This window comes from Leptolyngbya sp. DQ-M1 (assembly GCF_039962505.1).
Taxonomy (GTDB): Bacteria; Cyanobacteriota; Cyanobacteriia; order Leptolyngbyales; family Leptolyngbyaceae; genus Leptolyngbya.
Map to the genome: position 1 here is coordinate 1,035,701 of NZ_JAMPLJ010000001.1, position 14,914 is coordinate 1,050,614.

Annotated in this window: 11 protein-coding genes; 5 read left to right on the forward strand and 6 right to left on the reverse strand. The window is 47.5% G+C overall.

Annotated elements, in window-relative coordinates; genetic code table 11:
• Positions 1–44 precede the first annotated feature (44 nt).
• On the reverse strand, positions 45–479 hold the full coding sequence (locus NC981_RS05070) for a Na-translocating system protein MpsC family protein (RefSeq protein WP_348241788.1): 435 nt from the start codon (positions 477–479) through the stop codon (positions 45–47).
• A gap of 162 nt (positions 480–641) precedes the next feature.
• Between NC981_RS05070 and NC981_RS05075 the strand changes: the two genes are divergently transcribed.
• Positions 642–1,556, forward strand: coding sequence for a tetratricopeptide repeat protein (locus tag NC981_RS05075; RefSeq protein ID WP_348241789.1), 915 nt, complete (start codon positions 642–644; stop codon positions 1,554–1,556).
• 278 nt (positions 1,557–1,834) lie between these two features.
• Here the strand turns inward: NC981_RS05075 and aroF are convergent, their stop codons facing one another.
• Together aroF and NC981_RS05085 are read right to left on the reverse strand one after the other, a co-directional pair.
• Positions 1,835–2,689 carry a 3-deoxy-7-phosphoheptulonate synthase gene (gene aroF / locus NC981_RS05080; protein WP_190375457.1) on the reverse strand — a complete coding sequence of 285 codons (855 nt, stop codon included), beginning with the start codon at positions 2,687–2,689 and terminating at the stop codon, positions 1,835–1,837.
• Between the two features lie 392 nt (positions 2,690–3,081).
• Positions 3,082–8,874 (reverse strand): AAA family ATPase, encoded by a 5,793-nt coding sequence (locus NC981_RS05085; protein WP_348241790.1) that lies wholly within the window; start codon positions 8,872–8,874, stop codon positions 3,082–3,084.
• 318 nt (positions 8,875–9,192) lie between these two features.
• Between NC981_RS05085 and NC981_RS05090 the strand changes: the two genes are divergently transcribed.
• Entirely contained in the window at positions 9,193–10,170 is a 978-nt protein-coding gene (locus NC981_RS05090) for a TIGR03885 family FMN-dependent LLM class oxidoreductase (protein ID WP_348241791.1), read from the forward strand.
• A 1-nt stretch (position 10,171) separates the two neighbouring features.
• Here NC981_RS05090 and NC981_RS05095 read toward each other — a convergent pair whose 3' ends face one another.
• On the reverse strand, positions 10,172–10,669 hold the full coding sequence (locus NC981_RS05095) for a sterol desaturase family protein (protein ID WP_348241792.1): 498 nt from the start codon (positions 10,667–10,669) through the stop codon (positions 10,172–10,174).
• 90 nt (positions 10,670–10,759) lie between these two features.
• Between NC981_RS05095 and NC981_RS05100 the strand changes: the two genes are divergently transcribed.
• Positions 10,760–11,080, forward strand: a complete 321-nt coding sequence (locus NC981_RS05100; RefSeq protein ID WP_190375461.1) for a c-type cytochrome — start codon at positions 10,760–10,762, stop codon at positions 11,078–11,080.
• A gap of 73 nt (positions 11,081–11,153) precedes the next feature.
• Complete coding sequence (locus tag NC981_RS05105; RefSeq protein ID WP_348241793.1) at positions 11,154–11,573, forward strand: hypothetical protein; 420 nt, start codon at positions 11,154–11,156, stop codon at positions 11,571–11,573.
• On the opposite strand, the gene NC981_RS05110 is transcribed toward NC981_RS05105, so the two are convergent.
• A complete protein-coding gene (locus NC981_RS05110; protein WP_348241794.1) occupies positions 11,570–12,868 on the reverse strand; it encodes a glycosyltransferase family 2 protein in 1,299 nt (432 codons plus the stop codon). The two genes, NC981_RS05105 and NC981_RS05110, sit on opposite strands and share 4 nt — an antisense overlap.
• Here NC981_RS05110 and NC981_RS05115 point away from each other — a divergent pair.
• The gene (locus tag NC981_RS05115; protein WP_348241795.1) at positions 12,851–13,534 is read left to right on the forward strand and encodes a TPM domain-containing protein; all 684 of its coding nucleotides are present in this window, start codon (positions 12,851–12,853) and stop codon (positions 13,532–13,534) included. The genes NC981_RS05110 and NC981_RS05115 overlap by 18 nt on opposite strands.
• A gap of 70 nt (positions 13,535–13,604) precedes the next feature.
• Here the strand turns inward: NC981_RS05115 and NC981_RS05120 are convergent, their stop codons facing one another.
• A complete protein-coding gene (locus NC981_RS05120) occupies positions 13,605–14,648 on the reverse strand; it encodes a D-alanine--D-alanine ligase family protein (RefSeq protein WP_348241796.1) in 1,044 nt (347 codons plus the stop codon).
• Between the last annotated feature and the right edge of the window lie 266 nt (positions 14,649–14,914).

The window sequence follows — 14,914 nt, forward strand, 5'->3', positions numbered from 1 at the left end:
TCGGTTGCAGTTGGTGTGATGAAATAGACAGCCGCGCAAATGTCCTATTCGGGCGCTTCTTCTGGCGATCGTTCTGTGTCATTCCGGCGTTTGGATTTTGGAATTGACTCTGGATCGCGCACACTTGGCGGCTCTTTTAGGATTGCAATTAATGCCGAAACTCCAGCTTGTAAATTTGTGCTACTCAGCACGTCAACGACTGCGGCAGCAGCAGCCTCTTCGATTAAAGCAATGGTTTCAGCTTTCATCTGGTTTTCAAGTTCACTCCGAAACAGTTGAGCGATCTCCTGCTGTCCTACTTCAATTAGAAAACATTCTGCGGGTGTCGAGATTTGTTCTAGAACGATCGCGAGTTTCTCATCAAAGAATTGACAGGTGACTTTTTCTGGACGCTGGCCGGTTCGCTCTCGATAAAGTGCTTGTAGTTTTTGTCCAATCGTGCGCTCAATCTGTCCACGGGTTGGATTGTCGTTTGTCATGTTGAATCAAATATCTCAATCTCAATCGAAATTGAGCAGACAAGTATAAAGTTACATTTAACCTAGACTTAAGGTAGGAAGTTTAAGTAATTTTCTCCTCTATCAATAGAAAGGATTTAAGAGAAGAATGTCCGCTGTTCCTGAAATTTCTCAGAGTGTCTTATGTCAATTCTCAAAACGATTCTAATCTCCAGTGGATTGCTTGTTTTTTTGCCTGGAGTGCTATCTGTTCAAGCAGCTCCCCTGCACATTGCACAAGCGGCTAAACCGTCGGCTGAGTCTAAAGTCAATCAAGGCTTAGCGCTAATTCAGCAAGGCAAACTGAATGACGCGATCGCTGCCTTTCGTCAAGCCACGCGCCTCAATCCTAACCTTGCTGCGGCTCACTATAATCTCGGTCTTGCCCTCAGACAAGCGGGACAGCTACAGCCTTCTGCGGATGCTTTTTATCAAGCGCTCAGAGCCGATCCAAATTTTGCGATGGCTTATGCAAATTTAGGAGCGGCGCTGCTTGAGGGCAATAACATCAAGCAAGCACGAGACTATTTGACCAAAGCAGTCCAACTTGATCCAAGTTCTGGCGTGGCGCAATACAATCTCGGTTTAGTGCTAACGCAGGAAAAGAACTATGCAGGCGCAGCGCAAGCCTTTCAAAAAGCAGCAAACTTAAGTCCGAATGCACCGGAGCCTTTATTTCAGCTAGGGCAAGCTTATCAGCAGCAGGGAAAAGCCCAGAACGCGATCGCCGCCTTTCAGCAAGCGATTCAGCGCAATCCTAACTATGTTGAGGCGCACTACAGTTTAGGCTTAGTGTTTTACTATCAGAACACTCTCGATCGAGCATTAGATGCCTTTCGTCAAGCCACGAAAATTAATTCCAAGTTTGCGAACGGCTATTATGCCGCAGGTCTAGCCTTTGTGCGGCAGGGCAAAACATCAGATGCAGAACGAGTCTTGCGGTATGCAAAAGATCTGTTTGTGGCTCAGGGCAATGCAGCGTGGGCAAAGAAAACAGAACAGCAGCTACAGCAGCTTGAGCGGCTTGGACGCGGGCAACTGCGAAACCGAGTCAACTAATGCGGAATCATGACGATTTGCCAATGGGACAAAAAGGAGATAGACCCGAATCCATTAAAATGAGTCCGAATCTGCAATGATCTAACCTTCTATCCGACCGCAATTTTGGCGATCGTTGGCATTATCGTCGCAACCTTCATGCTGAAGCGTCCTTCTACTGCATCTGTGCCGGAAGAGATGCCACAAAGCTAGATCTCAAGCTGATTTGAATGCGGTAGGTTTTTATCGATTGCGTCTGCTCGTAATTCATAAAAATCTGCCGCATTCTTTGTTTTGGTTTAAGCGATCGCAAACTGCGGACATTCCACACCGTACATTTTTCGTCCGACTGCTTCGGCAACAGGCTTGATGCTGCGAACCAATTGCATCATTGTTTCTATCGACAGCGCTTGCTGAGCGTCCGACACGGACTGATCCGGCTCAGGATGACACTCGATAATCAATCCATCCGCTCCACAAGCGATCGCCGCTCTCGACAAGTCCGCAATCAATTCCCGCCGTCCCGCTGCATGACTCGGATCAACAATCACAGGCAGGTGTGTAAGCTGTTTCAGGGCTGCAACCGCACCTAAATCGAGAACATTGCGCGTGTAGCTATCGAAGCTGCGAATACCCCGCTCACAGAGCACTACATTGGGATTACCGTGGCTCATCACATATTCGGCTGCCATGATGAATTCTTCGATCGTCGCTGCCAGTCCGCGCTTCAGTAGGATTGGTTTCCTTGCCTGTCCCAAAGCTTTGAGCAGATCGAAATTCTGCATATTGCGACTTCCAACTTGCAGCATATCTGCATATGCTGAAATTTCTTCAATCTGTGAAATTGCCATCACTTCGGTGATGACAGGCAGATCATAACGCTGGCGCACCGTTGCAAGAATTTCTAACCCTTCTAAACCAGCCCCCTGAAAAGCGTAAGGGGAAGTGCGTGGTTTGTACACACCTCCCCTTAATGCTTGAATCGGAGCCGATTTGAGTTCGCGGGCGATCGTTTCCATTTGCGTCAGACTTTCGACTGCACAAGGGCCGCCAATAATCACGACTTCCTCACCGCCGATCGACACCTCCTTAGATAAAGAAACAATTGATCGCTGATCAGGGGTGGCTTTGCGGACTAATCTTGCATCTTTCATGGACTGAAACTCCTGTGGATGGAATGAACTTCAACAAAAAACCCGGAGCCTTCTGGGTTCCGGGTTGGCAATTGCAAATGCAAAAAACTCACCCAGAACGCCTTTGGGTAAAAAAATAAAAACCGTAAAGCCAGGAAGTGAGGTGAGTCATTGCAATCAGAAATTGAGGACATTAAAAAAGCCGCAGATCTTAATTCTGCGGCTCACCAGACGGACACATGAGGATTTACCTCGCCGGGTGAGCCGCCGATCGCCAAAAAAAGTAAAAGTAGGAAACGCTGTAACGCATTTGCTGATTTGGCTATAAAGTTCGATACTTTGAACCGTAACAGAGAAATCGAGCGGAAGTCAAGCCCCCGATCGGGTAATGTCATGATTTCAAGAATGTAGCTTCAAGCGCTTTCATGTTTGATCGGAAGTGAAATTACGAATTCTGTTCCTTGAGCGATCGCCGAATGCACTTCGATCGCTCCTTGATGTTTCTCGACCACAATTTGACGGACGATCGCCAATCCTAATCCTGTACCTTTGCCCACCGCTTTCGTCGTAAATAAGTGATCAAAAATCTTCGATTTGACCTCCTCGGACATTCCCTTGCCGTTGTCGCGGATGCGGATTTCTACCTTGTTCGCTTCGGTTTTGGCGGTTTGAATCGTGATTTGGTAAGGATTGGCTTCTAGCTCAGTAAAGGAAGAGTGTTGTGCCATCTCATCGAACATATCGATCGCGTTCGCCAAAATGTTCATAAACACCTGATTCAGTTGCCCCGGAAAACAGTCAACATTGGGAATGTCTCCATAGTTCGTCACGACTTCAATGGCAGGACGTTGATCATTCGCTTTAAGCCGATATTTGAGAATCAGAATGGTGCTGTCGATGCCTTCGCGAAGGTTTGCTGTGATCGTACCCTCTGTATCAGCGCGGGAGAAGGTTCGCAGGCTGGTACTAATCGCCTTGATTCGCTCCGTTGCCGTTCTCATCGAGCGTAACAGTTTAGGCAGATCGGCTTTGAGAAACTCAACATCAATCTCGTCCGCAAACTCTTGTACAGGCGGAGCCGCATTCGGATGATGTTGCTGATACAGGTCTACATACTTCAGTAAGTCCTGCACAAACTCTGCTGCATTATTAATGCTGCCATTCAGGAAGCCGAGCGGGTTATTGATTTCGTGAGCCACACCTGCCACTAAGTTACCAAGCGCTGACATCTTTTCACTTTGCACCATCTGCATCTGAGCTTGCTGGAGCTTTGTTAAAGCTTGCTCTAAGCTCTGATTCTTCTCCTGGATAGCAAGCGCTAGGCGTTGACGATCGGTCACATCCAGCGCGATCGAAACGCCCCCTAAAATTTCTCCATTTTGGGCAATCAGCGGTGCATTAAACCATTCGCAGGTAATGCGTTCTCCATCCTTCCTAATGTTTTCATTAATCGCATGGGTTCCGCCTGTTTGCTGCAAAATTCCGTTTACAACCTCATTGACATAAGGCTGAAACTCCTCTGGAATAAACATTCGGCAATGCTTTCCCATAACTTCTTCGGCTGAATACCCAAAGACAGCTTCGGCAGCGTGATTCCAGGCTTGAATTTCAAATTGTTTGTTCCACTCTAATACCGCGATCGGAGATTGCTGGATCAAGAGGTTTAATCGCTGCTGGGATTGTTCGATTTGGTAAGAGCGTTCTTGCTCTCTTGCGTAAAGCTTTGCATTTTCGATCGCAATGGCAGCCTGTCCCGTTAGAATTTTCACAGTCTCTAAGCGATCAGTCGTAAACGCTCCTTTTACCAGGTTGTTCTCTAGATACATCAATCCAATGAGCTTTCCTTGATAAATCATTGGAGTACACAGGAGCGACTGAGGCTGATGCTTGAGAACATAAGGATCATTCGCATAGGTGCTTTCAGATGCAGCATCGCTTGAGACGATCGAAGTCTGAGTGCGAGCTACGTACTGGAGGACAGTTAAGGGAACATCTTGGCTTTGGGTGAGCGGGATTGCTTCTACGACAACTGCTGAGTTTTCTTGGTCGGTATCTGCTACTTCAATAAAAAGCTCACCCTCACGATCGAGGACAATACAGCCTTTCTGTGCGCCCGCATTTTCTAGAATGATATGCAACAGTCGATCGAGCAATTGATTGAGCACCAGCTCGCTAGAGATCGCTTCGGTCGCTTTGAGAATGGTTGCTAGGTCCAAAAATCCGCTATTCGTACTGCTGCTGCTCTTGGTGTGGGTAATAATAGCAGGGTGTATGGGATCAGGTGTAGAAAAATAGCGAGGATACTGCGCTTCGAGCTGCTTAACTTTTGCAGTTGCGCCCCACTGCTGATACTGTTGGTACGCTTCGATCAAGTATGCCTGAGCAATTTTTGGCTTGCTCAGACTGAAGTAGAATTTAGCAGCAAGTTCATTTGCTAATGCTGCTTCTTGAATATAACCATGCTCGATCGCACCTGTGATCGAGCGATCATATTGTTCCATGGCTGCATAAGTTTCTCCAAGAATGCGATAGCGCTCAGCTTCCACAAGATCATACTTATGTTGGAAGTTCATCGGAGCAAACCGCGCCCAGATTCGCATTTGTTTTTGGTTGAGAGCGACGCTTTCAAGCATTGAGGCACTATCAGCAGGATAGTCTGAGCAAGCTGCCAAGCTCACCAGTGAATCATACAGATTGTAGATAGCAACACAGTACATCCCCGTAATGCTATGAATGCACGTTTTAAGCTGATTGGAAGTCGCGATCGCAATATCATATCTTCCAAACCCGTAGCTGAGAATTAAGGTATTGAGTAAGCGGTAACAGCCTTCAGTTAGATTATTTTCAAAACAGTGACTTTGCTGCTGGATCAAACGGTAAACATCACTAGGCTGAGAAGTTAAGGCTGCAACACCCGATGTCCAGATTTTGTGAAAATTCAAGATTGCTTCTTGGTGCAAGCTATCCATCTTTTGTTCCCACAATAGCATTTCTGAGTGTAGGGGCTGTAGCTTGTTGCCTGCAAAGTAAGCATGGACACAATAATAGTGTAGGGCAAGCGCAGCAAACTCTAAATCTCCACCTTCAAGGCTAAGTTGATGCGCTTTGAGCAGTTGGGGGACTGTCTGTCGAACTGCGATTTCCCAAGGCTTGATAAATCCTTCCAGATTAACCAATGTTCGAGCCTGTAAGTCCTTGTTGACTACATTGTTCAATAGCTTTGAGGCAAGCCGCCCAAACTGTAATCCTAATCGTAAACTCGCAGTATGACTGCACAGAACCAACCCATAAACCGCGTAGAAAAACACAGTTTCTGGTGCGTTTCCGTGCAGCATTGATAGACGAATTGCAGTCTCAACTAGCGGACGATGTAATTTTGAAGTGGTAAAGTAAACGATCGGTTCAACGCTGGCACAGATTCGTAAGGCCGCCAAATAGCGACGATCGCGCATCGGGGGGAGTTTAGCAAGTGACTCAACTTCTGCTTCAGAAAGAACCAGCAAGTTAGGTTGAGCCGTTGTCGCATCAGTTAAACTTACTGAATCTTTGCGAATGGAAACTCCTAAAGCTTGCAATATGACGATCGCAAAATTGACGGCATCAACCATGTGATTTTGTGCCATGCAGGCTTGAATCCAAAACTCCCAGACTTCCACACGATCGAATAAATCTAGACTATTCGCTGAGACTCGGTTGCATAGTGCTTCTAACTGAACAAATTGCCCTGTGAGGTAAGCCATTTGTGCTGCATCTTCGTACAGGGTCAACGTAGCGTGATAGTTCGTTTGCCAGCAATCATTCGGTAAACAACGAATTGCAGCTTGCAAATAGTTTAGAGCATGTTGATAAGCAGCAGAGGATTTCGCTTTCGATGCAGCAATTTGATTGAGCTGTACAAGTTGGCTCCGCTCTGCATCAGAAACTACGAGATCGATCGCGATATTCCAATGATTGACGATTTCAAAGATGTTCAATTCGATTTCGGAATTTGAGAGATGCTGTTGTAGGAGACGAGCAATTTCAAGATGTGTGACTTGCTTTTGATCCTCAGCAATTAGGGTGTAGGCGGCTTGCTGGACGCGATCGTGGAAAAACTTAAATTTTGGATTTTGGACTTTCAGATCTATAGTCCCGGTTTCATCTAAAAAAGCACGATAATGCTGATCTAATGGCAAGATAAATTCTTGTTCGATCGCACTCCACAGCGCTTGTAGGGTCTGAAAGGCAGAGATCTGACTAACGGTAGAAAGCGTTTTGAGATCAAATTGATTTCCAATACAAGCAGCTAATTGCAATACAAATTGAGTCTGTGCTGAGAGCGTTTGAAATTTTGCAGTCATTAACTCCACAACATCTTCGCTGATCTTGAATTGACGAATCTGCTTAATGTCCCATTGCCAGGAATTTGTCTCAAAATCAAAGGTGAGAAAGTCTTCAGAATGCAACGACTTGAGCAGTTGCATCAAAAAGAAAGGATTTCCTTGCGTTTTGTCATAGAGCAATTTTGCTAAAGGTTGAACTGTGAAATAATGACAACACAAGGTATCTGCAAGAAATTGCATTACATCATGCAGCGACAAAGGCTCTAAGGTGATGTGTTCAAACCTAAACGCCTTTGATTCCACTTTTGATTTCAATTGTGCTGATTTCAATTGTGCCAACACCTGCATCAAGAGGTGAGTTAGATCGACTTCGTTATCCCGATAAGCCAGAATTAATAGGCGATATCGATTCTCTGGGCAACTCAAAAACTCAGGCAGCCTTGAAATTGTAGCTGCATCTGCCCATTGCAAATCGTCCATAAACTCAACTAGGGGAGCCTCTGGTGTTGATGCTGCCAGCATAAAGGCAGAAAAGGTTTGATAAAAGCGGTTTTGGGCTTCTACTGGGGGGATTTCGGGTAAGGGCGGCTGCTGCCCGATCAACCATTCCAACTCTGGAATAATGTCAATCACAGCCTGCCCATTCAATCCGACCGCAGCAGAAAAGCGATCGCGCCAGAATTCTACCTGTTCCTGAGTTTCGCCCAGGATTTGGCGAATGAGTTCCCCGTAGGCTTCTGCAATACAGGTGTAGGGAACTTCTCGCTTGAACTGATCGAACTTGCCCGCAATAAAATGAGCATGACTTGCAGTAACAGGCTTGAAGAGTTCTCGAATTAAGGCGGTTTTGCCCACTCCAGAATAGCCGCCGATCACGACTAATTCACAACTCCCTTGTCTCGCTCGCTCAAACGCTGCCAACACTGTTTGCAGTTGGGAATTGCGCCCATACAGCTTTTCAGGAATGTTAAGTTGGGCAATGCGATCGAGCCTGCCAATTTCAAACGGTGCGATCGCTCCGGTTGTTTTAAACTCATCCAAGCAGTGCTGCAAATCCGCCTGTAATCCCTTTGCGCTTTGATAGCGATCTTCTGCGTTTTTTGCCATCAGCTTCATGACAATTTTGGCGATCGCACCGGGCACTTCTGCTCTGAGCGCTTGAAGCTCAGGGGGTTCCTTTGCTAGATGACTGTAGACAATCTCAAGCGCATCTTCCCCAACAAAGGGGACTTGTCCGGTGAGAAGCTCATAGAGCGTCACACCCAGCGAATAGAAATCGCTGCGGTAGTCGATCAAACGATTCATTCGTCCCGTTTGTTCGGGAGAGAGATAAGCAAGAGTTCCTTCGAGTTGATTGGGGTGCTGGAGTTCCTGAGTTTGATCAGACAGTTGAGAGGCAATGCTGAAGTCAATAAGGCGGATTTGTTTTGCGTCAGGATCGATCAGAATGTTTGCAGGCTTGATGTCTTTATGAACGATTTTATGATTGTGTAAGTGACCGAGTGTAATGCTGAGTTGCAGCGCGATCGAGAGAAAGTCAACGATCGAGATTTGCTGATACTGTTGTTTGATTTGCTGTAAGTAGTCAGCCAGAGACAATTCGCCAAAATCTTCCATTACGAGTACATCCCCCTCTGCACAAGACTCTAATCCAATCACCTTGACGATTCCGGGGATCTCTAGCTGTTTGACCAGCGTATATTGATTGCGAAACCGTACCTGTTCTTCTAAGGACGACGCTTCATGACGCAATCGTTTGAGAATAACTGGCGTTTGATCAGCGATCCGGACAGCACGATAAACCAGAGTCCTCGAGCCTTGATAAAGTATTCCGATCGCTGAGTAGCCCGATAATCCAGCTATTGGGTCAAATGTTGCCTGCATGATGGGGTTTAAGTCTCTTAAAGCCGCAAATCTTATGCAGAGAATACCCCCAATTTGTGGGGCGCTCATGTCATGAGATCACACATAGCAGTAGATGTAGATCACAAAAAATCATTCGAGCCATTTTCAGCTCAGGCGCGATCGCTTAATTGAATTGTGGGGTTTCTTTCGATCGATAGAGGTCGTCTGATTTGTAAATCGATATCTAATCAATAAGCTGCTTGAGGAAAGCGACCCTAAGTGCAGACCCTAAATGCAGACCCCAAGTGCAGACCCTAAGTGCAGTGCAACAATTTATCAGACGAGCAGGAAATCAAAATGGTTGAAATTGGCTATCATGCCTCGCACGAGCAATTCAAGCCGAGTACATTAATCAAGCTTGTGCAAACAGCAGAGCAAGCCGGATTCACCCGCATTTCTTGCTCTGATCACTTTCATCCTTGGAGTGAACGTCAAGGAGAAAGCGGATTTGCTTGGTCTTGGCTGGGTGCTGCGATGCAGGTGACAAGTTTGCCGTTTATCGTGGTGTGTGCGCCCGGACAGCGCTATCACCCGGCAATCATTGCTCAAGCCGCTGCAACTTTGGCGGAGATGTTTCCAGAACGGTTTTCGATCTGTGTTGGCAGTGGGCAAGCGCTGAATGAATTAATCACCGGCGATCGCTGGTTAGCTAAAGCCCAACGCAATCAGCGCCTCAAAGAATGTGTGGATGTGATGCGATCGTTGTGGGCGGGAGAAACGGTAACGCACTATGGTTTGGTGCAAGTGGAGGAAGCGAAGCTGTATACAAGAGCGATCGTTCCTCCAAAGATAATTGGAGCTGCAATCACGCCTGAAACGGCAAAATGGGTCGGAGGATGGGCAGATGCACTGATTACGATTGCTCAGCCCCTGCCAAAACTGAAGCAAGTCGTCGAAGCGTTTCGGCAAGGGGGCGGAGCCGGAAAGCCGATGTATCTCAAAGTCCAGCTTTCGTATGCTGAGAATGCAGCGTTAGCGCGTGAAATGGCGCACGATCAATGGCGCACGAATATCTTTCAGAGTGCGGTGTTATCTGATTTACGGAGTCCTCAGCAGTTTGACCAGATGGCAGAATTAGTTCAACCCGAAGAAATGGATGAATTTGTCTTAATTTCTGCTGAATCGGGTCAGTTTGTTGAATGGCTCCAGCAATATGTTGATTTAGGCTTTGATGCGCTCTATTTACATAATGTGAATCGCGAACAAGAACAGTTTATTGAAGCGTTTGGCAAGGGTGTGTTGCCTACGATCGCACGTTCGCGACTCTACGCTTAACCTACCACCAGCGCAACTGTAAGTAATTGCGATCGGGCTGGCTTAATTCTTGCTCGGTCAACCATTCAACGGGCTTGTAAGTGCCAAACACATGATCCCACCAATCTACAGCTAAACCAAAATTGTGATGCCACATACCGTATTTATGATGTACGTAATGAACAGGCATTTTCATCCAAAAGCATTTGGTGGGATTTTCGTGTTGTAGCTGATGCGCGTAGGACGAAAACGCAGCGTAGACCAATCCACCCAAGAACCAACCGATTCCCGCTTCGATCGACACAAAGAACAACAGCCCCATAATCAAAATTGTGCCCTTGAGGTAGTCGAAGAATTCCCAGAGTACGCCTTGTCCTTCGTTGCGGCGATGATGATCGCGATGCCGTTCGCCCAATTTATACGGCTTGTGCATCAGTCGATGTACCCAATATTCAACCAAGCTTGCCAACACAAACGCGATCGCAAAACACAATACGCCAACGCCGATTCTTCCAAGCACAACCCGCTTCTCCTAACCTCACAACATTTGTTATTGTGCCGAAGATTTCCCGGATGTGTCAAAATCCGAAAATAAGATTCTGAGATTCAAATGCTGAAAATCATTGCGATCGCGTTAACGGCTTTATTTCTGTGCGCTACTCCGGCTTGGGCAGCAGAACCCAGCGGAGCAAAGCTGTTTGAGGTGCAGTGTGCCGGATGTCATGTGAATGGCGGCAACATTGTGCGACGGGGTAAAACGCTGAAATTGAAAGCATTGGAGAAGAACGGATACAGCACCGTAGACGCGATCGCCAGCATTATTACCAACGGCAAAGGGAATATGTCGGCATACAAAGACCGACTCAGTGAGACCGAGATTCAGACAGTGGCTCAGTATGTCCTCGATCGAGCCAGCCAAAACTGGAAATAAGACTGCTCTAAGTTGGAAAACTTAGGCTATCGTGTGGAACACGGAAAATCGATCGTGAAAAGGATGCTTTGCCATGTCTCAAGAGGTTGTCGGTTGGCTCAGAGAAGTCAAAGACTTACAGCAGCAAGTGAAAGCAGTGCGGGCTTCGGAACTGATGGCACATGCCAGTGCTGATAACTGGCGTAAACGCTATGAAACTGAAGCCGAACAGCGCCGCAATCAAACCCAAGCGATGCAGCAGACGATCGCGCAATTGCAGGCTGAACTCGATCGCTTAAAAAATCAGTCCTTCTCTTCTGAGATTGATCCTGAAGTTGCCCAACTGCAAACCGTTGCTGAACTGCAAGCCCAATTAACTCAGGTCTGGCGCGATCGCAATCAACTCGCCCAAGCTCTCAAAGCCGAACAACTCAGCCACGCTCAAACCCGCAACAACCTGACCACCGCACTAGGCGACACTGTAGATATGCTCTCGAAGCTGAAGCAAACCTAAGAAGGCGCACTTAACGATCGTCCACGCCATGTCCAGCCCCATCCGGTTTCGGTTTTGACGATCGATCCCAGCACGATCGCACACAGAAGCAATCCGCCTATCCCCATTGCCCACCAGTATCGCGGCGAAATTGAGAGCAGCGGTTCGTTCCTGGCTCGAATCAAATAATGCTGCAACAATGCGATCGCGCTCAATCCCAAAACGATCGCGTTCCAAATCGTCAAACCGGAAAATACAAGATTCGTTAGCCCGATCGCTAGCCCAATCGAAGGTACTGCAAAAATCAGCAGCGTCACAAACACACAATAGAGCGTAGACTGATAATTGCGATTCGATCCCTCAAACCAATTTTTTGTCCAGCCTTCCCATAAAGCCGAAAACGATCGATACATCTGCACCTCAGCAAGTCCCCGCCCTAAGCCGTACCACAGCTTCAACCCTTTCTGTTTAATCCGGCGACCTAGCTCAACATCTTCAACCACATAATCATGGACGGCAGCATGACCCTCGATCGCCTCATACGCGCTGCGACGAAACAACATAAACGGGCCGGCTGCAAATGCAGTGTCTGACTTTGGGTCGTTGACGGGAGCAAACTCAAACCCGACAGCCAAGAGCATCACAATCAGGGGTTGCACTAACCACTCCGACCAGTGCCGACAAAGAACCACAACTGCCAGCGATAATAGATCAATCTTTTCTTGTTGGGCATAGGCGATCGTCGTTTCAATACACTGCGGCTTGAGCCGCACATCCGCATCAATGAACAGCAAAAATTCGCCCTGTGCGTGTTTTACCGCTTGAGTACAAGCCCAATTTTTCCCGACCCAAACTTCACCCGCAGGACGCTCTCCCGCCGAGAATAGCTTCAATCGTTCATCCTGCCGTGACTCCTGAAAAAGCTCCACGATCGCTTTAGTTTCATCCGTCGATTGATCGTCGATGACTAGCACTTCAAGCTGATCCGCATTTAGCGTTGTACTTCCCAGCACGGCTGTCACACAAGCTTCAATATTCGCAGCTTCGTTGTACGCCGGAATAATCACAGAGACTTTGGGCAACGGCTCAACGGACTGCGATCGCACCACAATCGTCGGCGCACCTTTGAGCGCTCGATCGAGCCTTTGAGAAAAAATCGCGATCGCAACGACTGAAACAACCAGGACAAACGCAACGAGCAACACCATGCCGAACCTAACACCCAACGCCTTTAACCTTATCGCATAGATTTCAAAACCGTTGTATTTTGAGAGAGAAAGAGATACCACGATCGCACTATGAAAAAGCTCCTCCATCCTTTCTGCCGGGGCTGGCTCCTTGCTTTGGTTTTGGCTACCTTGGCTTGGACTACTCCCGCTTTTGCAACCAGTTTGTACGAAGTGCCGCCTGTTACTGATGACGTGCGCGTGGTTGATTTAGCTGAGATTATCAGTCGCTTCAATGAAGGCAAACTGACCGAAACCTTCACTGATTTAGCAAACAAAACGGGACAAGAAGTTCACTTTGTCACGATTCGACGGCTCGACTACGATGAAACGATCGGTTCGTTTGCCGATAAATTATTCAAGCAATGGTTCCCCACGCCTGAAGCCAGCGCCAATCAAACCCTGGTGGTTTTAGACAGCGTGACGAACAATTCTGCGATCGTCACTGGCGAAAAAGCCAAGTCTATCCTGTCTGAGCAGATTGCTCAGAGTGTCTCTCAGGAGACGATGCAGGTTCCCTTGCAGAAGGGCGATCGCTACAATCAGGCATTTTTGGATGTGGGCGATCGTTTAGTTGCGGTGCTGTCGGGTGAACCTGATCCGGGGCCTCCTGTAGTGGTCGATCAGGTGAAAACCGAGGGAACCTTCGCATCGCGAGAAGAAACCGCGCAAAGTAATGCACTTCCCTGGGTGGTTGGCTTGCTGATTGCAGCAACGGTAATTCCTATGGTGACTTACTACTGGTACGTGCGATAGCATCCGGCACTGTAGCGACGCGATTAATCGCGTCGCTACCAGAAATTCTAAAGTGGGTTGCGATCGTCGCTCAAGCTTCCAGCGCAAGCTGAATTAACTGATCTACTAAGCTTGGATAAGAAATTCCTGCCGCTTCCCACATCATCGGGTACATACTGGTTGCCGTAAAACCAGGCAATGTATTGATTTCATTGATCAAGATTTCACCCGTGGATTCCACATAAAAGAAATCCACGCGGCTTAAGCCCGAAGCATCCACGGCACGAAACGCCTGTAGTGCTCGCTCTTGAATCAAGCTAGTAATTTCTGGAGGTAAATTCGCTGGAATGACATGGCTGGACTTGCCTGCGGTGTACTTGGTTTCATAATCATAAAAATCGCTATCAAAGCGGATTTCACCCACCACCGAAGCCTTCGCTTGATCATTTCCTAACACTGCACACTCGACTTCACGCGCTACGACTCCCGCTTCAACGATGATTCGTCGATCGTAACTCGCCGCACTGTCTAACGCTGCTTCTAGCTCTGCACGAGTCCGCACCTTTGAGATTCCGACTGATGAGCCGAGATTAGCAGGCTTGACGAAGCAAGGATAACCAAGCTCCGCTTCGATGCGATCGCACAGCTTAGGAAAAACACAGGGGTTTGAGTAGACTTCAGCCCGACTGACTGCCAAATATTTCACCTGCGGTAAGCCTGCTTGAGCAAACGCCATCTTCATCGTCAGCTTGTCCATTCCCACGGCAGATCCCAACACTCCAGAGCCAACAAAGGGTTTCTGCATCAAGGTCAGCAAGCCTTGGATCGTACCGTCTTCCCCATTTGGCCCGTGCAGAATCGGAAACCAGACATCGACCTGTGCTGCTTCTGAGGGAAATTGCCAGAGATTCGTGGCGAGATCGGGACAATCGATCGCACCGGACTGCAACACCGATCGCGCCACGTCAGGCGAGCGCCATTGTCCGTCTTTTTGAATGTAGAACGGCATCAAATCGTATTTCTCGGCATTGGTCAGATCGCTGAGAGCTTGGGCAATCGATCGCGCCGATGCGATCGAGACTTCATGTTCACCAGAGCGCCCACCAAAAAGCAATCCAACGTTAAGCTTTGTCATAATCTGATCCCAATTTTCTTTGGCACTTTAGACCATTTGGAGAACTGCGTCTAGGGGAAGTCCAGAAATTCTGCAACGATCGATCAAGTGCAACGTGCATAAATCAAATGGGTATAACACCAGCTACAGAGCGTGATCACCTATTTCTTTGAAATCAAGCATTATGAAACTTTTCTCTAAGAAGAAAACTTCTCTTTAAAATTTCGTTAAAGTTCAGTCGCTGCCTTCTACGTATTTTCCGAAGCAGTGATATTCTCCGAGCAAGT